Annotated in this window: 30 protein-coding genes and 1 other annotated feature; all 30 genes read right to left on the minus strand. The window is 54.1% G+C overall.

Annotation, left to right across the window (positions count from 1 at the left end; genetic code table 11):
- Positions 1-44 precede the first annotated feature (44 nt).
- Complete coding sequence (gene rplF, locus E5161_RS19535; protein WP_136779565.1) at positions 45-587, minus strand: 50S ribosomal protein L6; 543 nt, start codon at positions 585-587, stop codon at positions 45-47.
- Positions 588-617: 30 nt separating this feature from the next.
- Positions 618-1,016, minus strand: a complete 399-nt coding sequence (gene rpsH / locus E5161_RS19540) for a 30S ribosomal protein S8 (RefSeq protein ID WP_136779566.1) — start codon at positions 1,014-1,016, stop codon at positions 618-620.
- Between the two features lie 30 nt (positions 1,017-1,046).
- The gene (locus E5161_RS19545; RefSeq protein ID WP_136779567.1) at positions 1,047-1,232 is read right to left on the minus strand and encodes a type Z 30S ribosomal protein S14; all 186 of its coding nucleotides are present in this window, start codon (positions 1,230-1,232) and stop codon (positions 1,047-1,049) included.
- Between the two features lie 40 nt (positions 1,233-1,272).
- On the minus strand, positions 1,273-1,815 hold the full coding sequence (rplE, locus tag E5161_RS19550; RefSeq protein WP_136779568.1) for a 50S ribosomal protein L5: 543 nt from the start codon (positions 1,813-1,815) through the stop codon (positions 1,273-1,275).
- Positions 1,816-1,851: 36 nt separating this feature from the next.
- Positions 1,852-2,205 carry a 50S ribosomal protein L24 gene (gene rplX / locus E5161_RS19555; RefSeq protein WP_211246766.1) on the minus strand — a complete coding sequence of 118 codons (354 nt, stop codon included), beginning with the start codon at positions 2,203-2,205 and terminating at the stop codon, positions 1,852-1,854.
- Positions 2,206-2,249: 44 nt separating this feature from the next.
- Positions 2,250-2,618, minus strand: coding sequence for a 50S ribosomal protein L14 (rplN, locus tag E5161_RS19560; protein ID WP_136779569.1), 369 nt, complete (start codon positions 2,616-2,618; stop codon positions 2,250-2,252).
- 35 nt (positions 2,619-2,653) lie between these two features.
- Entirely contained in the window at positions 2,654-2,920 is a 267-nt protein-coding gene (gene rpsQ / locus E5161_RS19565) for a 30S ribosomal protein S17 (RefSeq protein ID WP_136779570.1), read from the minus strand.
- A 46-nt stretch (positions 2,921-2,966) separates the two neighbouring features.
- Positions 2,967-3,164 carry a 50S ribosomal protein L29 gene (gene rpmC, locus E5161_RS19570; RefSeq protein WP_123042123.1) on the minus strand — a complete coding sequence of 66 codons (198 nt, stop codon included), beginning with the start codon at positions 3,162-3,164 and terminating at the stop codon, positions 2,967-2,969.
- Positions 3,151-3,588: a 50S ribosomal protein L16 gene (gene rplP / locus E5161_RS19575; protein WP_123042124.1), complete on the minus strand. Its 438-nt coding sequence runs from the start codon at positions 3,586-3,588 to the stop codon at positions 3,151-3,153. Before rplP ends, rpmC begins: the two co-directional genes overlap by 14 nt.
- 2 nt (positions 3,589-3,590) lie before the next feature.
- Positions 3,591-4,253 (minus strand): 30S ribosomal protein S3, encoded by a 663-nt coding sequence (gene rpsC / locus E5161_RS19580; protein ID WP_136779571.1) that lies wholly within the window; start codon positions 4,251-4,253, stop codon positions 3,591-3,593.
- A 13-nt stretch (positions 4,254-4,266) separates the two neighbouring features.
- Entirely contained in the window at positions 4,267-4,605 is a 339-nt protein-coding gene (gene rplV / locus E5161_RS19585; RefSeq protein WP_136779572.1) for a 50S ribosomal protein L22, read from the minus strand.
- An 87-nt stretch (positions 4,606-4,692) separates the two neighbouring features.
- A complete protein-coding gene (gene rpsS / locus E5161_RS19590; protein ID WP_136779573.1) occupies positions 4,693-4,974 on the minus strand; it encodes a 30S ribosomal protein S19 in 282 nt (93 codons plus the stop codon).
- A gap of 51 nt (positions 4,975-5,025) precedes the next feature.
- Complete coding sequence (rplB, locus tag E5161_RS19595) at positions 5,026-5,856, minus strand: 50S ribosomal protein L2 (RefSeq protein ID WP_136779574.1); 831 nt, start codon at positions 5,854-5,856, stop codon at positions 5,026-5,028.
- Between the two features lie 32 nt (positions 5,857-5,888).
- Entirely contained in the window at positions 5,889-6,182 is a 294-nt protein-coding gene (gene rplW, locus E5161_RS19600) for a 50S ribosomal protein L23 (protein WP_136779575.1), read from the minus strand.
- Positions 6,182-6,805, minus strand: coding sequence for a 50S ribosomal protein L4 (rplD, locus tag E5161_RS19605; RefSeq protein WP_136779576.1), 624 nt, complete (start codon positions 6,803-6,805; stop codon positions 6,182-6,184). Before rplD ends, rplW begins: the two co-directional genes overlap by 1 nt.
- Before the next feature lie 30 nt (positions 6,806-6,835).
- Positions 6,836-7,462 carry a 50S ribosomal protein L3 gene (gene rplC, locus E5161_RS19610; RefSeq protein ID WP_136779577.1) on the minus strand — a complete coding sequence of 209 codons (627 nt, stop codon included), beginning with the start codon at positions 7,460-7,462 and terminating at the stop codon, positions 6,836-6,838.
- Positions 7,463-7,512: 50 nt separating this feature from the next.
- The gene (gene rpsJ / locus E5161_RS19615) at positions 7,513-7,821 is read right to left on the minus strand and encodes a 30S ribosomal protein S10 (RefSeq protein ID WP_116065558.1); all 309 of its coding nucleotides are present in this window, start codon (positions 7,819-7,821) and stop codon (positions 7,513-7,515) included.
- Between the two features lie 847 nt (positions 7,822-8,668).
- The gene (gene tuf, locus E5161_RS19620; protein ID WP_136779578.1) at positions 8,669-9,859 is read right to left on the minus strand and encodes an elongation factor Tu; all 1,191 of its coding nucleotides are present in this window, start codon (positions 9,857-9,859) and stop codon (positions 8,669-8,671) included.
- A 100-nt stretch (positions 9,860-9,959) separates the two neighbouring features.
- A complete protein-coding gene (fusA, locus tag E5161_RS19625; RefSeq protein ID WP_136779579.1) occupies positions 9,960-12,035 on the minus strand; it encodes an elongation factor G in 2,076 nt (691 codons plus the stop codon).
- A 17-nt stretch (positions 12,036-12,052) separates the two neighbouring features.
- Positions 12,053-12,523 carry a 30S ribosomal protein S7 gene (gene rpsG, locus E5161_RS19630; RefSeq protein WP_136779580.1) on the minus strand — a complete coding sequence of 157 codons (471 nt, stop codon included), beginning with the start codon at positions 12,521-12,523 and terminating at the stop codon, positions 12,053-12,055.
- A gap of 66 nt (positions 12,524-12,589) precedes the next feature.
- Positions 12,590-13,012 carry a 30S ribosomal protein S12 gene (gene rpsL / locus E5161_RS19635; protein WP_136779581.1) on the minus strand — a complete coding sequence of 141 codons (423 nt, stop codon included), beginning with the start codon at positions 13,010-13,012 and terminating at the stop codon, positions 12,590-12,592.
- A 157-nt stretch (positions 13,013-13,169) separates the two neighbouring features.
- Complete coding sequence (locus tag E5161_RS21200; protein WP_281279895.1) at positions 13,170-13,424, minus strand: ribosomal L7Ae/L30e/S12e/Gadd45 family protein; 255 nt, start codon at positions 13,422-13,424, stop codon at positions 13,170-13,172.
- A gap of 262 nt (positions 13,425-13,686) precedes the next feature.
- Complete coding sequence (gene rpoC / locus E5161_RS19645) at positions 13,687-17,310, minus strand: DNA-directed RNA polymerase subunit beta' (RefSeq protein WP_136779583.1); 3,624 nt, start codon at positions 17,308-17,310, stop codon at positions 13,687-13,689.
- A 79-nt stretch (positions 17,311-17,389) separates the two neighbouring features.
- Complete coding sequence (gene rpoB, locus E5161_RS19650; RefSeq protein ID WP_136779584.1) at positions 17,390-20,935, minus strand: DNA-directed RNA polymerase subunit beta; 3,546 nt, start codon at positions 20,933-20,935, stop codon at positions 17,390-17,392.
- 238 nt (positions 20,936-21,173) lie between these two features.
- On the minus strand, positions 21,174-21,779 hold the full coding sequence (locus tag E5161_RS19655; protein WP_136779613.1) for a class I SAM-dependent methyltransferase: 606 nt from the start codon (positions 21,777-21,779) through the stop codon (positions 21,174-21,176).
- 242 nt (positions 21,780-22,021) lie between these two features.
- A complete protein-coding gene (gene rplL, locus E5161_RS19660; protein ID WP_136779585.1) occupies positions 22,022-22,387 on the minus strand; it encodes a 50S ribosomal protein L7/L12 in 366 nt (121 codons plus the stop codon).
- Between the two features lie 62 nt (positions 22,388-22,449).
- Entirely contained in the window at positions 22,450-22,950 is a 501-nt protein-coding gene (rplJ, locus tag E5161_RS19665) for a 50S ribosomal protein L10 (RefSeq protein ID WP_136779586.1), read from the minus strand.
- Positions 22,951-23,010: 60 nt separating this feature from the next.
- Positions 23,011-23,184, minus strand: a sequence feature (ribosomal protein L10 leader region).
- A 49-nt stretch (positions 23,185-23,233) separates the two neighbouring features.
- Complete coding sequence (gene rplA, locus E5161_RS19670) at positions 23,234-23,926, minus strand: 50S ribosomal protein L1 (RefSeq protein WP_136779587.1); 693 nt, start codon at positions 23,924-23,926, stop codon at positions 23,234-23,236.
- 95 nt (positions 23,927-24,021) lie between these two features.
- The gene (gene rplK / locus E5161_RS19675; protein ID WP_136779588.1) at positions 24,022-24,447 is read right to left on the minus strand and encodes a 50S ribosomal protein L11; all 426 of its coding nucleotides are present in this window, start codon (positions 24,445-24,447) and stop codon (positions 24,022-24,024) included.
- 159 nt (positions 24,448-24,606) lie between these two features.
- Positions 24,607-25,140: a transcription termination/antitermination protein NusG gene (gene nusG, locus E5161_RS19680; protein ID WP_136779589.1), complete on the minus strand. Its 534-nt coding sequence runs from the start codon at positions 25,138-25,140 to the stop codon at positions 24,607-24,609.
- Positions 25,141-25,157 lie beyond the last annotated feature (17 nt).

A 25,157-nucleotide genomic window follows, 5' to 3' on the forward strand; every position in this document is an offset into this window, starting at 1 on the left:
GGCGTTGCATCTAGGCAGCTCTTAACCACCCGCAACTACCTAAATTACTTCTTCTTGCCGGCTTTGCCCTCTTTGCGGAGGATGCGTTCGCCTTCGTATTTGATCCCTTTGCCTTTATACGGCTCAGGCGGGCGGACCGACCGTACTTTGGCCGCGATTTCGCCGACCATTTCTTTATCGATGCCGCGGATGATGATGCGGTTTTGAGCCGGCACTTCGAACTCGATGCCGTTCTGCGGAGTGAACTCCACCGGGTGAGAATAACCTACATTCAGAACGAGTTTCTCGCCGGATTTGCTAGCGCGGTATCCGACGCCCACGAGTTCGAGGTTTTTCGCGTAACCCTCGGTTACGCCGCTCACCATGTTGGCGACGACGCTTCGTGTCGTGCCGTGCAGGGAGCGGTGGAGCTTGTTATCGGATGGGCGCTCGACGTTAATCGCGTCGGTTTCCACCACGATCTTCATGTCTTTATGCAATTCGCGCGTCAAAGTTCCTTTCGGTCCTTTGACGGTAATGACGTTGTTGTCCAGGTTCACGTTCACGCCGTTAGGCACCTGGATCGGTTTGCGTCCGATACGGGACATGGGTACACCTCCTGTCTTATGCGGGTTAAATTACCAAACGTAAGCGAGAACTTCGCCGCCGGCTTTGCCTTGACGAGCTTCCTTGTCGGTGACAATGCCTTTGGATGTGGAAATGATCGCGATGCCGAGGCCGCCCAGCACGCGCGGAACTTCAGTAGATTTCGTATATACGCGCAGACCGGGTTTGCTGATACGCTTCAGCCCGGTGATAACACGCTCATTGTTCGGACCATATTTCAAGAAAATGCGGATCAGCCCTTGCTTGCTGTCCTCGACGTACTCAGCGTCGCGGATAAAGCCTTCGCGCTTCAGGATTTCAGCAATTTCTTTCTTCACCTTCGACGCAGGCAGTTCAACTTTCTCGTGACGCACGAGGTTCGCGTTACGAATGCGCGTCAGCATATCTGCAATAGGATCAGACATGACCATGGGGTAAACCTCCTTCCCTAACTAGGCTGATTACCAGCTCGCTTTTTTGACGCCAGGAATCTGGCCTTTGTATGCCAACTCACGGAAACAGATCCGGCAGATTTTGAACTTGCGGAATACGGAATGCGGACGGCCGCAGCGCTCGCAGCGCGTGTAGGCACGGACAGCAAACTTCGGAGCGCGTTGTTGCTTAATTTTCATCGACGTTTTTGCCACTTGCTATCACACCTCCCAGTGGGTTAGGCGGGGGCTATCGTCACTTCGTGAACGGCATGCCCAATTGGGTGAGCAGCTCGCGAGCTTCTTCGTCCGATTGTGCCGTGGTTACGATGACGATGTCCATACCGCGGATTTTATCAATTTTGTCATATTCGATTTCAGGGAAAATCAGCTGTTCTTTCAGACCGAGCGTATAGTTACCGCGTCCGTCGAACGATTTGTTCGATACACCGCGGAAGTCGCGTACGCGAGGCAATGCGATGTTGAACAGTTTGTCGAGGAAGTAGTACATCCGGTCACCGCGCAAGGTAACCTTCACACCAATCGGCAGGTTTTCGCGAAGGCGGAATCCAGCAATGGATTTCTTCGCCCGGGTGATAACCGGTTTTTGACCGGCGATCTTCTGCATGTCTTCAACCGCCGCGTCCAGCACTTTAGAGTTCTGGACAGCTTCGCCGACACCCATGTTGATGACGACTTTCTCGATTTTCGGAACCTGCATGACCGATTTGTAGTCGAACTTCTGCATCAGGGCAGGAGTAATTTCGTTAACGAAACGTTCTTTCATTCTTGCTGCCATGTGTCACAGGGACCTCCTTTCCGTCCTTTATTGCGATTAGTCGATCTCCTGACCGGAACGCTTGGCGATCCGGACTTTCTTGCCGTTATCGAGTACTTTGTGACCGATCCGGGTCGGCTTGCCGCTCTTCGGATCGATGTGCATCACGTTAGATACGTGAATCGGTGCTTCGCGCTCGATGATGCCGCCTTGCGGATTGTTCGGGTTCGGGCGCGTATGGCGTTTCACCATGTTGACGCCTTCGATCAGCACGCGATTCTCACGCGGGTAAGCGGCGATGACGCGGCCTTTCTTGCCTTTGTCTTTGCCCGTGATCACGATGACGTTATCGTCTTTCTTCACGTGCAGCTTATTGTTGTGCGATTCCAGCACTTTTTTCAATCGGGGCATGGGTACACCTCCTGCCTTCTGCTCTTAAGTCCGAGACCGTGTTCTTACAGAACTTCCGGTGCCAGGGAAATGATTTTCATGAAGTCGCGTTCGCGAAGTTCGCGAGCGACTGGTCCGAAGATACGTGTGCCGCGCGGGCTCTTGTCTTCCTTCACGATAACGGCTGCGTTCTCGTCGAAGGCGATATAAGATCCGTCTTTGCGGCGGGTCGAACGCTTCGTACGAACGATGACGCACTTCACAACGTCGCCTTTTTTGACAACGCCACCGGGTGTTGCTTGTTTAACGGAAGCAACGATCAGATCGCCGATGTGTCCTACGCGGCGTCCCGTACCGCCCAATACGCGAATGCACATCAATTCTTTCGCTCCGGAGTTGTCGGCAACTGCCAGGCGCGTAAACGGTTGAATCATCGCGGGGTCCTCCTTTCACTCACAGGTGAAATGTCTTACAAGGTGACGGCTTTCTCGGTGATTTCAACCAGGCGCCACGTTTTGTCCTTCGACAGCGGGCGGGTTTCCATGATTCTCACGGTATCTCCGATTTGAGCCTCATTGTTTTCGTCGTGCGCTTTGAACTTCTTCGTATACTTGATGCGCTTATGGTACAGGCTGTGCTTTTTGTACGTTTCGACAGCTACCACGATCGTTTTGTCCATTTTATCGCTGACTACTTTACCGATCTGAACTTTACGGTTGTTGTGTCGTTCGCTCAAGAGTAAATCCTCCTTCCTCCCGGCATTATCGTCCGGTGAGATTTATTCAACCGATGCCGAGTTCACGCTCACGCAAAATCGTTTTGGCCCGGGCGATTTCTTTCCGCAGTTCGCTGATGCGGTGCGGATTGTCCAGCTGGCCGGTAGCCAGTTGGAAACGGAGGTTAAACAGCTCATCCTTGAAACCGGCGACCTTTTGTTCGAGCTCAGCCGAAGTCAGGTTGCGGAATTCACTGGCCTTCATTTGCTTCACCACCCAGTTCTTCACGTTTCACAAACTTCGTCTTGATCGGCAGCTTGTGAGCCGCGAGACGCATTGCTTCACGTGCGATCTCCTCGGATACGCCGGCAAGCTCGAACAAAATTTTGCCCGGCTTAACTACGGCAACCCATGCTTCTACGTTACCTTTACCGCTACCCATCCGAACCTCAAGAGGCTTTTGGGTGATCGGTTTGGAAGGGAAAATTTTGATCCATACTTTACCGCCCCGTTTAATGTAACGGGTCATGGCAATACGAGCGGCTTCGATTTGACGGTTCGTGACCCAAGCCGGTTCCATCGCTTGCAGGCCGTATTCGCCGAAGTGCACTTCCGTGCCGCCTTTGGCCATGCCTTTCATTTTACCGCGATGCTGCTTGCGGTGTTTGACGCGTTTTGGGATCAACATGATCAGTTGCCTCCTTCCTCAGTGGCTCTTTTCTTCGTCGGAAGGACTTCGCCGCGATAGATCCATACTTTCACGCCGATACGGCCGTAAGTTGTATGAGCTTCAGCCGTGCCGTAGTCGATGTCCGCACGCAGAGTGTGCAGCGGAACCGTACCTTCGCTGTAACCTTCCGTACGAGCGATTTCCGCTCCGCCCAGACGGCCGCTGACCGAGGTTTTGATCCCTTTGGCGCCGGCGCGCTGTGTACGTTGGATAGCTTGTTTCATGGCACGACGGAACGAAGTGCGGCGCTCCAATTGCTGCGCAATGCTCTCGGCAACAAGGATAGCGTCCAGTTCCGGGTTTTTGATTTCGGAAATGTTGATATGAACTTTTTTGCCGTTCGTCAGTTTCGCGAGTTGACCGCGAAGCACTTCGACTTCGGCTCCGCCTTTACCGATCACGATGCCCGGCTTGGCGGTGTGGATCGTAACGTTCACGCGGTTTGCCGCACGTTCGATTTCAATGCGGGAAACAGCGGCGTCTTTCAGCTTATTTTTGAGGAATTCGCGGATCTTGACGTCTTCCATTAGAAGATCGCCGAAGTCCTTGCCGGCATACCACTTGGATTCCCAATCACGGATGATGCCGATGCGAAGACCGACCGGATTTACTTTTTGACCCACACGTTGTCCCTCCTTATTTTTCGGATACGACCAGCGTAATGTGGCTGGTGCGCTTGAAGATGCTGAACGCACGGCCTTGGGAACGCGGCTGGAACCGTTTCATGGTCGGGCCTTCGTTAACGAAAGCTTCCGAAACGACCAGTTTGTTCACGTCCAATTGGTAGTTGTGTTCAGCGTTGGCGATCGCCGAGTTGAGAAGCTTTTCCAAAACCGGAGAAGCGGAACGCGGCGTGTGGCGCAAAATCGCAATCGCTTCGCCCACTTTCTTGCCGCGGATCAAATCGACGACCAGGCGGACTTTCCGAGCCGGGATGCGAATGTTGCTCACATGTGCTTTGGCTTGCTGAGACATCGTTGTACCTCCTCCCATACGTTACGTCACGCGACGATCAAGCCGCGCCGGAGGCGCGTTGCCTTTGATCGCACGTCGCAGGGTCGATTATCGTTTGCCGGTTTTCTTGTCGTCGTCCGTGTGTCCTTTGAACGTACGCGTCGGCGCAAATTCGCCGAGCTTGTGTCCGACCATGTCTTCCGTAACGTATACCGGAACATGCTTGCGTCCGTCATACACGGCGAAAGTGTGGCCCACAAACTGCGGGAAAATCGTAGAGCGGCGGGACCACGTTTTGATGACGGCCTTCTTATTGGAAGCGGATTGTTCGTCCACTTTCTTCAAGAGATAATCATCCACAAAAGGTCCTTTTTTCAGGCTGCGACCCATGGAGAAATCCTCCCTTCAATCGAGGGTTTATCGTTCATACCGCTGTGCGTATTACTTGCTGCGGCTACGCACAATATATTTGCTCGAAGCTTTTTTCTTCTTGCGTGTTTTGTAACCAAGAGTCGGCTTGCCCCAAGGAGACATTGGGGACTTCCGTCCGATCGGAGCGCGGCCTTCGCCGCCGCCGTGCGGGTGATCGACCGGGTTCATGACGACACCGCGGACTACCGGGCGTTTGCCCAAGTGGCGGTTGCGTCCTGCTTTACCGATGTTGATCAGCTCATGGTCTTGGTTGCCGACGGTACCGATCGTAGCGCGGCATTGTTTCAGTACGCGGCGGATCTCGCCGGATGCGAGGCGGATCGTGACGTATTGGTCTTCTTTACCGAGCAGCTGAGCGCTCGTGCCGGCGGAACGAACCATTTGGCCGCCTTTGCCAGGCTTCAGCTCGATGTTGTGGATAACGGAACCGACCGGGATGTTCTCCAGCGGAAGGGCGTTGCCCACCTTGATGTCAGCCTCAGGGCCGGACATGATTTCGTCGCCGACTTTCAAGCCTTTCGGAGCGATGATGTAGCGCTTCTCTCCGTCCAGGTAGTTGATCAGCGCGATGTAAGACGTACGGTTCGGATCGTATTCGATGGTCGCTACGCGGCCGACTACGCCGTCTTTGTTGCGTTTGAAGTCGATGATGCGGTATTTGCGCTTATGACCGCCGCCTTGGTGACGAACCGTCAGTTTGCCTTGGTGGTTGCGGCCCGCTCTTTTACTCAGCGGTGCGAGCAACGATTTCTCCGGCGTCGAAGTTGTGATCTCTTCGAACGTGGATACCGTCATTTGACGACGGCTCGGCGTGGTCGGATTAAACTTTTTGACTGGCACTCGGATTCCCTCCTTACTTCAAAGATTCGTTCTTATACGGAAGCTTCGAAAAACTCAAGCGGCTTGCTGCCCTCTTCGAGTTGAACGATCGCTTTCTTCCATTCGGAAGTGTAGCCGTTGTAGCGGCCGTAGCGTTTCGGCTTCGCCGGTACTCGCATCGTGTTGACGCTGGCAACCTTCACTTTGAAGATTTGCTCTACGGCTTGCTTGATTTCGGTTTTGTTGGCTTTGAGGTCCACTTCAAACACATATTTCAGCTGATCGATGAACTCGCTGGTGCGTTCGGTAATGACCGGCCGTTTAATGACATCACGGGGATTTTTCATTACGCGAACACCTCCTCTACCTTCGCAACCGCGTCCTTGGTAATGATCAATTGATCATGAACCATCACGTCGAGCACGTTGATTCCTTCTGCGGCGACGAATTTGACGCCTGGAATGTTACGTGCGGACAAGGCTACATTATTGTCAAAGTCTGCGGTCACGACGAGCGCTTTGCGCGCGACTTTGAGATTGTTCAAAATTTTCGCGAAGTCCTTCGTTTTCGGCTGGGCCAAGCTCAGTTGATCCAGAACGATGATTCCGTTGCCAGCGACTTTGCTGGACAATGCAGATCGAATCGCCAAACGACGAACTTTGCGGGGAAGCTTGAAGCCGTAGCTGCGCGGTGTCGGTCCGAAGACAATACCGCCGCCTTTCCATTGAGGCGCGCGGATCGAGCCTTGACGGGCACGTCCGGTGCCTTTTTGTTTCCATGGTTTACGACCGCCGCCGCGAACTTCGGAACGGCCTTTCGTTTTGTGGGTGCCTTGACGCACGGCAGCTTGTTGAAGCACAACCGCGCTGTGCAGGACGTGGGTATTCGGTTCGATTCCGAACACGCCGTCTGCCAGTTGAAGTTCTCCAACTTGGCTTCCGTCCACGTTATATACAGCCACTTTCGGCATGAGTGGTCCTCCTTTCTTGTTCGATGCAGATTATTTCTTCACCGATGCGCGAATTTTAAGATATGCGTTCTTCGGGCCTGGCACGGAGCCTTTGATCAACAATACGTTACGCTCTGTGTCGACTTTAACGACTTCGAGGTTCTGTACCGTGATCGTTTCAGCGCCGAGACGGCCGTGCATTTTCTTGCCTTTCGGTACGCGGTTTGCGTCGCGGATTGTCGCGAGAGAACCGTTACCGCGGTGGTATTTGGAGCCGTGCGCCATCGGGCCGCGGGACATGCCCCAGCGTTTGATTGCGCCTGCCGTTCCTTTACCTTTGGAAATGCCCGTTACGTCAACAAATTCACCTTCCGCGAAAATGTCGACTTTCAGCTCTTGGCCTACTTCGACACTCGCCAGATCGGCACCGCGAATTTCGCGGATGAAGCGCTTGGGCGCCGTGTTGGCTTTTTTGGCATGGCCTGTTTCCGGTTTGTTCGCAAGCTTCTCGCGCTTGTCGGCGAAACCGAGCTGGATCGCTTCGTATCCGTCGTTGGCTTCGTCTTTCTTCTGAAGCACGACGCTCGGAGTTGCTTCAATGACCGTGACCGGCACTACGCTTCCGTCTGCCGCGAACACTTGAGTCATTCCGAGTTTACGTCCCAAGATTCCTTTCATGTTGACACCTCTTTTCCTTTTCCGATATGAGATCTGCGTCTCGATTTAGATTAGAGCTTGATTTCGATGTCAACGCCGGACGGCAGGTCAAGGCGCATCAGCGCATCTACCGTTTGCGGCGTAGGATTGACGATGTCAATCAAACGCTTGTGCGTGCGCATTTCGAATTGCTCACGCGAATCCTTATACTTGTGCACCGCGCGCAGGATCGTAATGATCTGCTTCTCGGTCGGCAGCGGAATCGGACCCGATACACCTGCACCGGTACGTTTCGCCGTCTCTACGATTTTCTCCGCGGATTGATCCAGTACGCGGTGATCGTAGGCTTTCAAGCGGATACGGATTTTTTGCTTCGCCATAGAAGTTCCCTCCTTCATTCGCCCAATTTTGGAATCGGACATACTCCGTGAGAATAACCCGACGCTCCCCGATCAACCACTCTATGGCAAAGGGGCCGGGTGTGTCGGCAACCTCTCACATCATCGCACAGTCACAGACCAACATTCACTATTATAGCGACCCGTCCGGGCGATTGCAACAAAATTTTTATCAACTTTCGCATAATGATCGAAGTTGTCAACTCGCTTTGCAACATTCATGTTTCTAGCCGACCCATTCCGCCAACTCACTGTACCTATCCGCTCCATTCAATCATCTAACGGCCAAAGTACAGTTATTTCAGTATGAATCCGATCTATTCAAGCAACTAACCGCTCAAATACAGTAATTTTCAGCCAAACCGATCCAAATCCCGCGATCGAACCGAAGATAACCGCACTTTAGCCTTTATCCCCCACCAAACCTCCGATTTCCGGGAAAATAACGGCACTTTAGCCGGTATGCCACTCAGCCGCCGCCTTGGAGTAATTAGTCAATATTACCTTAGCTGCAAGCCACCAGCTTAGCCCCACCCTTAACCCCCAATAAGCGTCTGCATCTTTTCGGGGATGTTCGCTGTTTTGCTTCTATTATTAAGGAATGAAAAAAGTTGCTTCTGTATCTCGGAAGAGTTTACGTCCGCATTTGTCCAAGCCTTGCAACCTCAATATCCATTGTTTCAGAGCAAGGGTTGGACAAGGAGCGGCTGGAGAGAGACAGAACACCGACCAAGATCCTTCCTTATTAGAAGAAAGGAATTTGACGTACGCGATGCTTCCTTAATAATAGAAGCAAAAAGGCATCCCCGAAGGGATGCCTTGACGCTTATTACTTCTGGATGGAAGCAACTGCGCCTGCGCCTACCGTACGGCCGCCTTCGCGGATAGCGAAACGCGTGCCTTCTTCGATAGCGATCGGCGAGATCAGTTGAACCGTAACCGTAATGTTGTCGCCCGGCATAACCATTTCCGTACCTTCCGGCAGGTTGATGATGCCCGTTACGTCAGTCGTCCGGAAGTAGAACTGCGGACGGTAGCCCGTGAAGAAAGGCTTGTGACGGCCACCTTCAGCTTGGGTCAGAACGTAGATTTGAGCGGTGAACTCAGTGTGAGGCTTAACCGAACCCGGCTTAACGATAACTTGACCGCGCTCGATGTCTTTACGGTCTACACCGCGAAGCAGTGCACCGACGTTGTCGCCAGCTTGCGCTTGGTCAAGCAGCTTACGGAACATTTCAACGCCCGTAACGACCGTCTTGCGAGGTTCTTCAGACAGACCGACGATTTCAACTTCGTCGCCTACTTTAACGATACCGCGTTCAACACGGCCCGTAGCAACCGTACCGCGGCCCGTGATCGTGAACACGTCCTCGACCGGCATCAGGAAAGGCTTGTCGGTAGCGCGTTCCGGTGTCGGGATGTAAGTGTCGATTTGTTCGAACAACTCAATGATTTTGTCAGCCCAAGGGCCGTCCGGATTTTGCAGAGCTTCACGAGCGGAACCACGGATAATCGGCGTGTCGTCGCCCGGGAACTCATACTCGCTCAGCAGGTCGCGAACTTCCATTTCAACCAGCTCAAGTAGTTCTTCGTCTTCTACCATGTCGCACTTGTTCAAGAATACGACGATGTAAGGAACGCCTACTTGGCGGGAGAGCAGGATGTGCTCGCGCGTTTGCGGCATCGGGCCGTCAGCGGCGGAAACAACCAGGATCGCGCCGTCCATTTGAGCTGCGCCGGTGATCATGTTTTTAACATAGTCAGCGTGTCCGGGGCAGTCAACGTGAGCGTAGTGACGGTTCGGAGTTTCGTACTCAACGTGAGCCGTGGAGATCGTGATACCGCGCTCGCGCTCTTCCGGCGCTTTGTCGATTTGGTCGAATGCGACAGCAGAGCCGCCGTATTTTTTGGAAAGAACCGTCGTGATAGCAGCCGTCGTTGTCGTTTTGCCGTGGTCAACGTGACCGATGGTACCGATGTTAACGTGCGGTTTGTTACGTTCAAACTTAGCCTTTGCCATTGGTAATTTGCCTCCTCATAAGTAAAAGGTGTTTATTGGTGGAGGGCGGGAGATGCGTCACCCGCATTCCCCTGCCCGTCCGCTATCACAATTTTGAAACTTATGCGCCTTTCGACTTCGCGATGATTTCTTCCGAGATCGATTTCGGCACTTCTTCGTAGTGGGACAGTTCCATCGAGAATACCCCGCGGCCCTGCGTACCGGAACGAAGCGTTGTGGAGTAGCCGAACATTTCGGACAACGGAACTTTCGCGCGGATGATCTGCGCGCCGTGGCGCGAGTCCATCCCCTCGATACGTCCGCGACGGGAGTTCAGCATACCCATTACGTCGCCCATGTACTCTTCCGGAACGGTAACTTCGACTTTCATGATCGGCTCGAGCAGTACCGGATTACACTTGTCCTTCGCTGCTTTAAGCGCCATGGAGCCGGCGATTTTGAACGCCATCTCGGAGGAGTCAACATCATGGTACGAGCCGTCGAATACGGTGGCTTTTACGTCAACAAGCGGGAAGCCTGCGAGGACACCGTTCTTCATCGACTCTTCGATACCAGCGCCGATAGGAGCGATATACTCCCGCGGAATGGCACCGCCGACGACCTTGCTCTCGAACACGTAGCCGGAGCCCGGCTCGAGCGGTTCGAACTCAACCCAACAATGGCCGTATTGACCGCGTCCGCCGGATTGGCGAACGAACTTGCCTTCGACCTTCGCAGACGTTCTGAAAGTCTCGCGGTAAGCAACCTGCGGTTTACCGACATTCGTCTCGACTTTGAATTCGCGGAGCATACGGTCTACGAGGATCTCCAAGTGGAGCTCACCCATACCGGCGATGATGGTTTGTCCGGTTTCTTCGTCCGTGTGGGCGCGGAAGGTCGGATCTTCTTCGGCCAGCTTCTGCAGAGCGATACCCATTTTGTCTTGGTCGGCCTTCGTTTTCGGCTCAACCGCAAGCTGGATAACCGGCTCAGGGAAGTTCATCGACTCGAGGATAACCGGATTCTTCTCGTCACACAGCGTGTCGCCGGTGGTCGTATCTTTCAGGCCTACTGCAGCGGCAATGTCACCAGCATAAACTTCGCTGATTTCTTGACGGCTGTTGGCGTGCATCTGAAGGATACGTCCGATCCGTTCCCGCTTGCCTTTCGTTGCATTCACAACGTAAGATCCGGAGTTCAGTACACCGGAGTATACGCGGAAGAACGTGAGCTTACCGACGAACGGGTCGGTCATGATTTTGAATGCAAGCGCAGAGAACGGTTGGTCGTCTGCGGATTTGCGGGTCGTTTCCGTGCCGTCTTCCAAGTGGCCTTGGATGTCCGGTACGTCGGTCGGTGCAGGCAAGTAGTCCACAACTGCGTCCAGCACCAGCTGAACGCCTTTGTTGCGGTAAGACGAGCCGCAGACGACCGGGAAGATTTTCACTTCGACGACGCCTTTGCGAAGAGCTTTCTTCAGTTCCGGAATGGTGATTTCTTCGCCTTCCAGATACTTCATCATCAACTCTTCGTCGAGCTCAGCCACTCTCTCCACCAATTCAGCGCGAAGTTCTTCCGCTTTGCTTTTCAGCTCGGCAGGAATTTCGCCCTTGACCGGATCTTTGCCGAGATCATCCTTGTAGGTGTATGCGACCATGTCAACCAGGTCGATCATGCCTACAAAGTCGTTCTCTGCGCCGATCGGCAATTGAATGGCGACAGCGTTGGCACCGAGGCGCTCTCTCATGTCGTTCACGACGTTGAGGTAGTCAGCCCCGATGATATCCATTTTGTTTACGTACGCGATACGCGGTACGCCGTAACGGTCAGCTTGGCGCCAAACCGTCTCGGATTGCGGCTCTACGCCTTCTTTGGCGCTGAATACGCCGACAGCTCCGTCCAATACGCGAAGGGAGCGCTCGACTTCCACCGTAAAGTCAACGTGACCCGGGGTGTCGATGATATTGATGCGGTGACCTTTCCACTGAGCGGTCGTAGCGGCGGACGTAATCGTGATGCCGCGCTCCTGCTCCTGCTCCATCCAGTCCATCGTCGCGGCGCCTTCGTGCACTTCGCCGATTTTATGAAGACGGCCGGTGTAGAACAGAATCCGTTCCGTAGTCGTCGTTTTACCCGCATCGATATGCGCCATGATACCGATATTGCGCGTATTTTGTAAGGAGAACTCTCTTGCCATGGTTGGTCTCCCTTCGATTACCAGCGGTAGTGAGCGAACGCTTTGTTCGCTTCCGCCATTTTGTGCGTGTCTTCACGCTTCTTCACGGCTGCTCCCGTGTTGTTGGAAGCGTCGATAATTTCAGCTGCCAAACGTTCTTCCATTGTCTTCTCGCCGCGGTTGCGGGAGTAGTTCACGAGCCAACGAAGTCCGAGCGACGTACGGCGCTCCGGCTTCACTTCGATCGGAACCTGGTAGTTCGCACCGCCGACACGGCGTGCTTTTACTTCCAACACCGGCATGATGTTCTTGATGGCCGCTTCGAAAACGTCCATAGGGTCTTTACCGGTGCGCTCCTGAATCAACGTGAAGGCATTGTACAACAGTTGTTGAGCAACACCTTTCTTCCCGTCGATCATGATGCGGTTAACCAGACGAGTAACAAGCTTGCTATTGTATACCGGATCCGGGAGAACGTCCCGTTTCGGTACTGGTCCTTTGCGAGGCATCGATGTTCCTCCTTTCTCATTTCATGTTGCTGCCGTATCCGGTGAATGATACACCGTCATGCATCATTAAGATTTCTTAGCTTTCGGACGTTTCGTGCCGTATTTGGAACGAGCTTGCATCCGGTTATTCACGCCTGCGGTGTCAAGAGCGCCGCGGACGATGTGGTAACGTACACCCGGAAGGTCTTTTACACGGCCGCCGCGGATAAGCACGACACTGTGCTCCTGCAGGTTGTGGCCGATCCCCGGAATGTAGGCAGTTACCTCTACGCGGTTCGTAAGACGTACACGCGCATATTTACGGAGTGCGGAGTTCGGTTTCTTCGGCGTCATCGTGCCTACACGGGTGCAAACCCCGCGTTTTTGAGGCGCGCTCAGATCGGTCTCGATACGCTTCAGAGCGTTGAAGCCCTTTTGCAGCGCAGGAGATTTCGATTTGACGACTTTCGGTTGACGTCCTTTACGAACGAGTTGGTTAATTGTTGGCATGTTGCCACCCCCTTCCCCTAACGATTATCAAGCAAAATGAAGACTACGATGCCACGATGCAAAGCCCACAGATCCAGGCGGTTCATTTTGAGAAACGAGAAAGGGCAGCACCGGAAATTCTCCCTTAAAGGCAGCTTCCGAAGCAAACCCGAAATGCTTATTCCTCAACGACCGCGGCCATGGCCGCGCCCACTTCAATACCGCATGCTCTACCCAGGTTCTTCATCGTATCCACGTGCGTCAGCTTAACGCCTCTCTGGCCGCACAATTGGACAATCCTCGATACCAAACGGGGATCTGCATCTTGAGCGACGAATACTTCGACGGCTTCGCCGAGCTCGACCGCCTTCATCGTCTGTTTCGTGCCGATTCTGACTCTACCTTCCTGCAAACCGTTGTCGTTCGCTGTCAAGGGACACCGACCTCCATGGGCACAGAAAGATTTCGTCGCGCACACACTCAAACATAGTAGCATCTCGGCATGTCGGTGTCAAGAAAACTTATCGTCTTGATCCGTTCTGATCATAAATGTGCAATTTCTGAAGCAGTTGATCGCCGGTTATCCCTGCGCTGCCTACATTGATGCGTTTGATCAGATTATCGGAATTGTCGTCGTTCGTGATAAAAAGGCGGCCCGTTAGGGCCGCCTTAGGGGTTAGAATCGATCGTCCAGGTTACTCTGCCGTAACAGGCTCCAATTCGGCCGTTCCTTCTTCCGCCTCATCAAGCGGAGAAACGACGCGGATATTGCGGTAGCGCGACATTCCCGTACCCGCAGGGATGAGCTTGCCGATAATCACGTTCTCCTTCAGGCCGAGCAGGCGGTCGACTTTGCCTTTGATGGCAGCGTCGGTAAGCACGCGTGTCGTCTCTTGGAAAGACGCGGCCGACAAGAACGAATCGGTCTCCAGCGAAGCTTTGGTAATCCCGAGCAATACCGGGCGGGCAACCGCCGGCTCTTTGCCGCTCAAGATGGCTTCGCGGTTCGCGGCTTCGTACTCGTGGATATCCACAAATGCTCCAGGCAGCAAAATCGTATCGCCCGGATCGACGATTTTGATTTTGCGAAGCATTTGCTTGATCATGACTTCCACGTGTTTGTCGTTGATTTCTACGCCTTGGTTCCGGTATACGCGCTGAACTTCCTGAAGAATATAGTTCTGCACGCCGCGGATGCCTTTGATGCGCAGCATTTCTTTCGGGTCGATCGAACCGTCGGTCAATTCGTCGCCGGCTTCGATGTGCATGCCTTGGCTGACACGGATACGGGATCCGTAGCTGACCGGATACACTTTCGTTTCGGCTTCGCCCTGCACTTCGATTTCGCGGCGGTCCTTCGTCTCTCGGATTTCTTTGATCACGCCGTCGATTTCGGAGATAATCGCTTGACCTTTCGGGTTGCGGGCCTCGAAAAGTTCCTGAATACGCGGCAAACCTTGCGTGATGTCGTCGCCGGCAACACCGCCGGTGTGGAACGTACGCATCGTGAGCTGCGTTCCGGGCTCGCCGATCGATTGCGCGGCGATGATGCCGACCGCTTCGCCGATCTCAACTTGTTTGCCGGTGGCCAGGTTACGACCGTAGCACATTTTGCACACGCCGTGACGGGCGCGGCAGCTGAGTACGGAGCGGATCTGCAGCCGCTTGACGCCGGCTTTGATCATCATTTCCGCCTTCGGCGTGTCGATCAGCTCGTTGACGTTCACGAGTACTTCGCCCGTTTCCGGATGACGGACGGTTTCGAACGCATAACGTCCTTCGATCCGGTCGAACAAGTCTTCGATGACTTCCTTGCCGTCCTCGATGCGGGAGACCATGATGCCCTTGTCGGTTCCGCAGTCTTCTTCGCGAACGATGACGTCTTGCGCCACGTCGACGAGACGGCGTGTCAGGTAACCCGAGTCGGCCGTCCGGAGCGCCGTATCCGCCAAACCTTTACGCGCGCCGTGCGTGGAGATGAAGTACTCCAATACCGTGAGGCCTTCGCGGAAGTTCGACAAGATCGGCAGCTCGATGATGCGTCCGGACGGGTTGGCCATGAGACCGCGCATACCGCCCAGCTGGGTGATCTGCGATTTGTTGCCCCGCGCTTTGGAGTCGACCATGAGCATGATCGAGTTGTAGCGGTCCATGGACTTCATCAGGATGTCCGTGATTTCGTCCTTCGCCCGGCTCCAGATCTCGATGACGCGGTCATACCGTTCTTCGTTGGTGATCAAACCGCGGCGGTACTGCGTCGTGATGACTTTAACCTTCTCTTCGGAGTTCTTCAGGATATCGAATTTCTCCTGCGGAACGATTACGTCGGCAACGGCGATCGTGATGCCGGCCTTCGTCGAGTAGGTGAAGCCCAGCTGCTTAATCCGATCGAGAATAACCGAAGTTTGGGTCGTATGGTAAATGCGGAAGCATTCGCCGATGATTTGTCCCAAATACTCTTTGCCAACCGCACCCGGAGTTGGGATGTCGGCCATAATCTGATCAAGGTCGGCGCCTTTGTCGTATACGAAATACTTATCCGGCGTACCTTTAAGCAAATTCTCTTTCGTCGCTTCGTTGATATATGGGAACGTATCCGGGAATATCTCGTTGAAAATGATTTTGCCGATCGTCGTCACAATCAAAGAATTTTGCTGTTCCGGCGTAAACGTCTTCTTCTTCAACTCGCGAACCGGAATGGTTACGCGGGCGTGCAACGAAATGCGGCTCGGTTCACGCTGATAAGCGGAAACCGCTTCGTGAACGGTGGCAAAACGCATGCCCGAACCCGGAGCTTCCTTGTTGTCCATGGTCAGGTAATAGCATCCCAAAACCATGTCCTGCGAAGGAGTGACGACCGGTTTGCCGTCTTTCGGGTTCAAAATGTTGCCGGAAGCGAGCATCAGCAAACGAGCTTCTGCTTGTGCTTCAGCGGACAACGGCACGTGAACGGCCATTTGGTCTCCGTCGAAGTCGGCGTTGTACGCCGTACATACGAGCGGGTGAAGCTTGATGGCGCGGCCTTCCACGAGAATCGGCTCGAACGCCTGGATCCCGAGACGGTGAAGCGTAGGCGCGCGGTTCAGGAGCACCGGATGTTCCTTGATGACTTCCTCCAGAACGTCCCATACCTCAGGGCTGACGCGCTCCACTTTGCGTTTCGCGCTTTTGATGTTATGAGCCAGGCCTTTAAGCACCAACTCTTTCATGACAAAAGGCTTGAACAGCTCGAGCGCCATTTCCTTCGGCAAGCCGCATTGGTACATCTTGAGGCTCGGACCTACGACGATAACGGAACGGCCCGAGTAGTCCACGCGCTTACCGAGAAGGTTTTGGCGGAAACGGCCTTGTTTCCCTTTGAGCATATGGCTCAGCGATTTGAGCGGACGGTTGCCGGGACCCGTTACCGGGCGGCCGCGGCGGCCGTTGTCGATCAAAGCGTCGACCGCTTCTTGCAGCATCCGCTTCTCGTTCTGGACGATGATGTCCGGAGCACCGAGATCGAGCAGACGCTTCAGCCGGTTGTTCCGGTTGATGACGCGGCGGTACAGATCGTTCAAATCGCTCGTCGCGAACCGGCCGCCGTCCAGCTGCACCATCGGGCGCAGTTCGGGCGGGATGACCGGCAGCACGTCGAGAATCATCCAATCCGGCAGGTTGCCGGAATTGCGGAACGATTCGACGACTTCCAGCCGCTTGATCGCGCGGTTGCGGCGCTGGCCTTGCGCGGTGCGCAGCTCTTCCTTGAGCATCTCCAGCTCACGGTCGAGGTCGATGTCCTGCAGAAGCTTTTTGACGGCTTCCGCACCCATGCCGGCCTGGAACGCATAACCGTACTTCTCGCGATAGCTGCGGTATTCTTTCTCGGAAAGCAGCTGCTTCTTCTCGAGCGGCGTGTCGCCCGGGTCGGTCACGACGTAGGAAGCGAAATAAATGATCTCTTCCAGCGAACGCGGCGACATGTCCAGGGCAAGACCCATACGGCTCGGAATGCCTTTGAAATACCAAATGTGAGACACCGGAGCAGCCAATTCGATATGGCCCATGCGCTCGCGGCGTACTTTGGCACGGGTGACTTCGACGCCGCAGCGGTCGCAGACGACGCCTTTATAACGGACACGCTTGTATTTGCCGCAATGACATTCCCAGTCCTTCGTCGGACCGAAAATTTTCTCGCAGAACAAACCTTCCTTCTCCGGCTTCAGTGTCCGGTAGTTGATCGTTTCCGGCTTTTTAACTTCGCCGCGCGACCAGGACCGGATCTTATCGGGGGACGCGAGTCCGATTTTCATAAACTCAAAGTTGTTTACGTCTAACAAGGAGCAAGCCCTCCTTCATCGTTGCTGAGATTTCGAACGTTCAACGACGTCCTCGCATGCGAGGCGGCGTCAGATCTGATTACTCTACGCCGACTTCCGCACCCTCGAGGTTCAAGTTCAGCTTGTCGCCCGCAGCATCGTCTTCGTCGTCCATTTCTTTCATTTCGATCTCTTCTTCGTTTTCGGTCAGGATTTTGACGTCCATCCCGAGGCTCTGGAGCTCCTTGATCAAAACTTTGAACGATTCCGGAACGCCCGGCTCCGGCACGTTCTCGCCTTTGACGATCGATTCGTACGTTTTGACGCGGCCGACGACGTCGTCGGATTTCACCGTCAAAATCTCTTGCAAGGTATAAGCGGCACCGTAGGCTTCGAGCGCCCACACTTCCATCTCCCCGAAGCGCTGGCCGCCGAATTGCGCTTTACCGCCCAGCGGCTGCTGCGTAACGAGAGAGTACGGACCTGTGGAACGGGCGTGGATTTTGTCGTCGACCATGTGAGCCAGTTTGATCATATACATGACGCCGACGGTCACTTCGCGCTCGAACGGTTCGCCCGTGCGTCCGTCGAACAGCCTCGTCTTGCCGTTGCGCTGCATGCCGGCTTCTTCCATCGTGTCGAACACGTCATACTCCGTCGCGCCGTCGAATACCGGTGTTGCGGCGTGAATGCCAAGGCTTCTGCAAGCCATGCCCAAGTGTACTTCCAGCACCTGTCCGATGTTCATCCGGGAAGGAACGCCCAGCGGGTTAAGCACGACCTGAACCGGTGTGCCGTCCGGCATGAAAGGCATATCTTCTTCCGGAAGAATCCGGGCGATAACCCCTTTGTTACCATGGCGTCCGGCCATTTTGTCGCCTTCGGAAATTTTGCGTTTCTGCGCGATGTAAACCCGTACGAGCTGATTGACGCCAGGCGGCAATTCGTCTCCGTTCTCGCGGGTGAACACTTTCACGTCGACCACAATGCCGTCTGTACCGTGAGGCACACGCAGCGAGGTGTCGCGCACTTCGCGCGCTTTCTCACCGAAAATCGCATGGAGCAGCCGCTCTTCCGCCGTCAGCTCGGTCACGCCTTTCGGCGTTACTTTACCGACCAAGATATCGCCTGCGCCGATTTCCGCACCGACGCGGATAATTCCGCGCTCATCGAGGTTGCGGAGCGCGTCTTCCCCGACGTTCGGGATGTCGCGCGTAATTTCTTCCGGTCCGAGCTTGGTGTCCCGCGCTTCGGATTCGTATTCTTCAATGTGAATCGAGGTGTAGACGTCTTCCCGCACCAGCTTCTCGGAGAGGAGGATCGCATCCTCGTAGTTGTAACCTTCCCACGTCATGAACGCCACGACAACGTTGCGTCCGAGCGCCATTTCGCCCATTTCCGTGGATGGACCGTCGGCGAGAATGTCACCCTTCTTCACGATGTCGCCTCTGCGGCACAGCGGACGTTGGTTGATGCATGTCCCTTGGTTGGACCGCATGAATTTGTGGAGCTTGTATTTGACGATGTCGCCGCGAACCTCTTTGCCGTCCACCAGTTCGATGCGGCGAAGCTGGATTTCGTTGGCGGTCACGCGTTCGATGACGCCGTCGTACTTGGATACCACGCATACGCCGGAGTCTTTGGCGGACTTATGCTCCATGCCGGTGCCGACAAAAGGAGCTTCCGGAACGAGCAGCGGAACCGCTTGGCGCTGCATGTTCGATCCCATCAAAGCGCGGTTGGAGTCGTCGTTCTCCAGGAACGGGATCATCGCCGTCGCGACGGAAACAACCTGCTTAGGCGATACGTCGATGTAATCAACACGGTCGCTGGGCATCGTAAGAATGTTGTCCGCCTGTTTGTTATAGCGCACGATGACATTCTCTTCCGCGAAAGAACCGTCCGGGTTCAGCTTCGCGTTCGCCTGCGCGATGATGTAGTTGTATTCTTCATCGGCGGTCATATAAACGATCTCTTCCGTCAAACGGTTCGTTTTGGCGTCGACTTTGCGGTACGGCGCCTCGATAAACCCGTATTCGTTGATCCGGGCATACGTGGACAAGGAGTTGATCAAACCGATGTTCGGACCTTCCGGCGTCTCGATCGGACACATCCGGCCATAGTGGGACGGATGGACGTCGCGGACTTCGAAGCCTGCGCGTTCCCGCGTCAGACCGCCGGGTCCGAGAGCGGACAGACGACGTTTGTGCGTCAGTTCCGCGAGCGGGTTCGTCTGGTCCATGAACTGGGACAGCTGCGACGAGCCGAAAAACTCTTTAATGGCAGCAATTACCGGACGAATGTTGATCAGCGCCTGAGGCGTGATCGCATTCTGGTCCTGAATGGACATACGTTCGCGAACGACGCGCTCCATCCGGGACAAACCGATCCGGAACTGGTTCTGCAGCAGCTCGCCCACCGAACGCAAACGGCGGTTGCCGAGATGGTCGATATCATCGGTCGTGCCGATACCGTGCAGCAAGTTGATGAAATAGTTAATGGAGCTAATAATATCCGCCGGCGTAATATGCTTCACCGATTTATCGATGACGCCGTTGGAAATCAGCTTTACCACTTTGCCTTCTTCGTGCGGCGAGAATACGCTGATCGTTTGCAGCGGAATATCGTCGGTCTCATTGACGCCGCCCACAACGCGGTGCGTTTTGAAGCCTACGTTTTGCTCGAGCGCCGGCAAAATGCGATCCAACAAGCGGCGTTCCATGATTTGGCCTGCTTCCGCCAAAATTTCCCCAGTGGAAGCGTCGACAAGCGATTCCGCCAGACGTTGTTCGAACAGACGGTCTTTGATATGCAGCTTCTTGTTGAGTTTATAACGGCCTACGTTGGCCAAGTCATACCGCTTCGGATCGAAGAAACGGGCAATCAGCAGGCTGCGCGCGTTCTCCAAGGTCGGCGGTTCGCCCGGACGAAGACGCTCGTAAATTTCGATGAGCGCTTTCTCCGTAGAATCCGTGTTGTCTTTCTCGAGCGTATTGCGAATATATTCGTCTTGACCGAGCAAATCGAGAATTTCGGCATCCGTGCCGAAACCGAGGGCGCGCAGCAGCACGGTCACCGGAATTTTCCGGGTCCGGTCGATCCGCACATAAATGATGTCCTTGGCGTCCGTCTCCAGCTCAAGCCAAGCTCCGCGATTCGGTATTACCGTCGCGGTATAGGTTTTCTTTCCGTTCTTATCTATTTTATTGTTGTAATAAACGCTCGGGGAACGAACCAATTGGCTGACAATTACGCGTTCCGCACCGTTGATGATGAATGTGCCGGTTTCCGTCATGAGCGGAAAATCGCCCATGAACACTTCCTGCTCCTTCACCTCTCCGGTTTCTTTGTTGAGCAGGCGAACTTTCACACGCAGCGGAGCCGCATAGGTGACATCGCGTTCCTTCGAATCGTCGACGGAATACTTCGGTTCTCCCAAGCTGTAGTCGATAAACTCCAGCACGAGATTACCGGTGAAATCCTGGATCGGCGAAATGTCCTGAAAAATTTCCCGCAAACCCTCGTCCAAAAATTTCTGGTACGATTGCTGCTGGATTTCGATCAGGTTCGGGACCTCCAACACCTCATTGATGCGGGAATAGCTGCGTCGCGTGCGACGGCCGTACTGAACAAGATGTCCTGCCAACTTAACCTCACCCCTTCAGTCTGCTTCAACACAAAAACAAAGAAAAGCCCTTATGCGCTAATTGGCGGCACAATGGCACCCTTTAACCAGTCATTTGCCCAAAACAAACTCATTATACGTCGTTCCAAGCGAATTTATTCCTGGGAAAGGATAAGGGCTTTAGCGGCATGACTAGTAAAGACAATAAGCCCATCCTAATACTGACATTTTATAATGATATCACAGCCAAAAAGTCAAGTCAAACTTTTCTTGCGACCAAAATTCGATAACCCTTGTCCTTGCCGATCTCCTCCACGAATTCGCTGCCGAACAGCTCCTCCAGCTTGGCTTTGGCCGACGGCGCGCCCTGCTTTTTTTGGATGACGACCCACAAGGATCCGCCGGTATTCAGGTGATCGCGGGATTTCTCGAAAATTTGGTGCACAACCGCTTTGCCCGCCCGAATCGGAGGGTTCGTGAGAATGGTATCGAAAAAGCTTCCTTTTACCGCATCAAATAAATCGCTCACCAAGATTTTCACGTTGGCGATTTCGTTAACCGCGGCGTTGCGTCTAGCTAATTCGACTGCACGCTCATTTACGTCGATCATCGTCACGTGCGCTTGGGGAGCCAGTTGCGCGGCAGTCAGTCCGATCGGACCGTAACCGCAGCCGACATCTAAAATGCGCCCGGTTTCCGGAATCTCCATTTTCTCGATCAGCACCCGGCTGCCGTAGTCCACCCCTTCACGGGAAAAAACGCCCGCATCGGAAGTCAGCTTCAGCTTGATTCCTCTAAGGTTCGCTTCGAATGTTCGCGGATCGCTGGCCGTTGTGGGACGTCCGGAGTAATAATGCTCGGTCACGGTGGGTTCCTCCTCCCGGAGAGCAGCGGCCGTTCCCGCAAAATAACGCATCCCAGACCCCCGGCCCGAAACGGATGACAACCGACCGCGGCTATCGCCGCTGGGTAACGGATTGCAGCAGGGGATCTCGGGTTCGTCATTTTGCCGGATCCGGCCCGTTTTACGCATTTTCTCCAACTTTACGCGTAAACAAACCCCTTGAAGTCACCTTCAAGGGGTTTGCACATAGGGTCGAAACGAAATTACTTAACTTCGACTTTCGCGCCTGCTTCTTCGAGTTTCGCTTTGACGGAGTCGGCTTCTTCTTTGCCGACATGTTCTTTGATCGGCTTCGGTGCGTTGTCGACCAGGTCTTTCGCTTCTTTCAGGCCGAGACCGGTGATTTCGCGAACGGCTTTGATGACGTTGATTTTGGAAGCGCCGGCATCCGTGAGGATAACGTCGAATTCCGTTTGTTCTGCAACTTCAGCTGCTGCGCCGCCGCCTGCTACAACTGCAACAGGAGCTGCTGCGGTTACGCCGAATTCTTCTTCGATTGCTTTTACGAGATCGTTCAGTTCGAGAACGGTCATGCCTTTAATGGCTTCCAAAATTTGCTCTTTGCTCATTGGGTTATACCCTCCATTATGGTTTGATTTAAATGATGTTACGAAGATCTATGCAATACGATTTAAGCTGTAGCTTCGTTCTTGTCCGCGACCGCTTTGACGGCCAATGCCATGTTGCGCATAGGTGCTTGCAGCACGCTGAGCAACATAGAAAGCAAGCCTTCGCGCGAAGGCAGATTAGCCAGCGCTTGAATTTGCGCGGTATCCACTACGCGACCCTCAACCACGCCGCCTTTGATTTTCAGAGCTTCGTTCTTCTTCGCGAAATCGTTCAAGATTTTCGCGGGAGCGACAGCATCTGCTCCGAAAGCAACCGCAGTCGGACCGGAAAGAACCGAATTCAGTTCGCTGAGTTCTACGCTGTCTGCCGCGCGGCTGACCAGCGAGTTCTTGAGAACTTGGAAATCGACGCCTGCTTCACGGAGCTGTTTGCGCAGCTCGGTCACTTGAGCCACGTTCAAACCGCGGTAATCCGCGACAACAGTCGTTGTGCTTTCTTTCAGCTTCGCTGCGATTTGATCGACGGCTTTCTGTTTCTCGGCGATAATTTTCGCGTTTGCCATGTGTACACCTCCTGATTCCTGGTTCATGGTTCACCGTATTCTTGTGCACGCAGCGCCGGCGAAGGCACAAAAAATGCCTCCGCAGACCTGCGGAGGCATGACATCATCTTCGAATCCGCAATCACGCAAAGCATGATAAGCCGATCCGGATTATATCCACACACCTCGGTAGGAAATTAAGCTTGCACATTGCGCGCTCGCACCTACGGTCTACGGTATCCATATTCGTTTGTTAACAACTCCGCTAGCTTACCACGGTGCGAACACCGTTGTCAAACGGCAATTAACGGTAGTTGGCTGCGTTCAGGCGGGCACCCGGTCCCATCGTCGAAGAGATCGAGATGTTTTTCAGGTATACGCCTTTGGATGCCGCCGGCTTCGCACGGTTCAGCGCGTCGATCAGAGCTTTCAGGTTGTCGTTCAGCTGTTCTGCAGAGAACGATACCTTGCCGATCGGAGCGTGAATTTGTCCGGCTTTGTCCAGACGGTATTCGATTTTACCGGCTTTAATTTCTTGTACCGCTTTGGATACGTCGAACGTTACCGTGCCGGCTTTCGGGTTCGGCATGAGGCCTTTACCGCCGAGGATACGGCCCAGCTTACCCACTTCGCTCATCATGTCCGGAGTCGCGACGCAGACGTCGAACTCGAACCAACCCTGCTGGATTTTGTTGATGAGGTCGGAATCTCCTACATAATCCGCTCCAGCGGCTTCGGCTTCTTTCGCCTTGTCGCCTTTCGCGAATACGAGAACGCGTACCGTTTTGCCCGTGCCGTGCGGCAGGACAACAACACCGCGAACGTTCTGGTCTTGTTTTCTCGGGTCAACGCCGAGACGAACGGCTGCTTCGACGGTTTCGTCGAACTTGGCCGTTGCCGCTTTTTTCACGAGGTCGATCGCTTCCATGGTTTCATAGGTCGCGTCGCGGTCGATCAATTTCGCGGCTTCTGCGTATTTCTTGCCGTGGTTGGCCATGTTGTTCTCCTCCTTGTGTGGTTTTAACGGAAGTCTCCTCCCACTTGCGGCTCTTTAGACGAGCCGCGTGCGCATCCGAAACGGATGGGCAGTAATCAGTCTTCGATCGCAACGCCCATGCTGCGGGCAGTACCTTCGATCATACGCATAGCCGCTTCGACGCTTGCTGCGTTGAGATCCTGCATTTTTTGCTCAGCGATCTCGCGGACTTTCGCGCGCTTCACGGTTGCAACTTTCTTCTTGTTCGGTTCGCCGGATCCTTTTTCGATCTTGGCGGCGACGCGAAGAAGAACGGCAGCCGGCGGAGTCTTGGTTTCGAACGTAAAAGAACGATCCTCGAATACGGAAATAACGACCGGAATGATCAGGCCGGCTTGATCCGCCGTACGAGCATTGAACTCTTTACAGAACGCCATGATGTTCACGCCTGCTTGACCAAGCGCAGGACCGATTGGCGGTGCCGGGTTGGCTTTGCCTGCGGGAACCTGCAGTTTCACGAGTTTAATGACTTTTTTCGCCATGATGACACCTCCTTGCTCAGAATGCGGTGTGACGGGACGCTCGTCCCTCCCGCTGTAGAAACCCCAGCGACAATATTACACTATCTTAAACCGATAGGAAATATCACGCATGGTCGATTCCTAAAGAAACGGCAAACCCGTTTCTTTAGGAATCGCGGGTTATATTTTCTCCACTTGAGTGAAATCCAGCTCAACTGGGGTTTCCCTGCCAAACATGTTGACGTGCACTTTCAGCTTCATCTTGTCGGCGAGAATTTCTTCCACGGAACCGACAAAATTGGCGAAAGGCCCGACCTTGACGCGGACGTTCTCCTTGAGCTCGAAATCGATGACCGGCTTCGGCTCGTCCATGCCCATATGTCGCAAAATTTGCTCCACTTCTTCGGGCAAGAGCGGCGTCGGTTTCGATCCGGAGCCCGTAGAACCAACAAAACCGGTAACGCCCGGCGTGTTGCGGACCACGTACCAGGAATCGTCCGTTTGGATCATTTCGACAAGGACATAGCCGGGATACACTTTGCGCATCACGGTCTTTTTCTTGCCGTCCTTGTTGACGATTTCTTCTTCCATCGGAACGAGCACGCGAAAAATCTTGTCCGCCATGCCCATCGATTCCACGCGTTTCTCCAGGTTCGCCTTGACTTTATTCTCGTAACCCGAATACGTGTGAACTACATACCATCTTTTCTCCATCGGAAAAGCCACCTTTG

Origin of the sequence: Cohnella pontilimi (assembly GCF_005049045.1) — a bacterium.
Taxonomy (GTDB): Bacteria; Bacillota; Bacilli; order Paenibacillales; family Paenibacillaceae; genus Cohnella; species Cohnella pontilimi.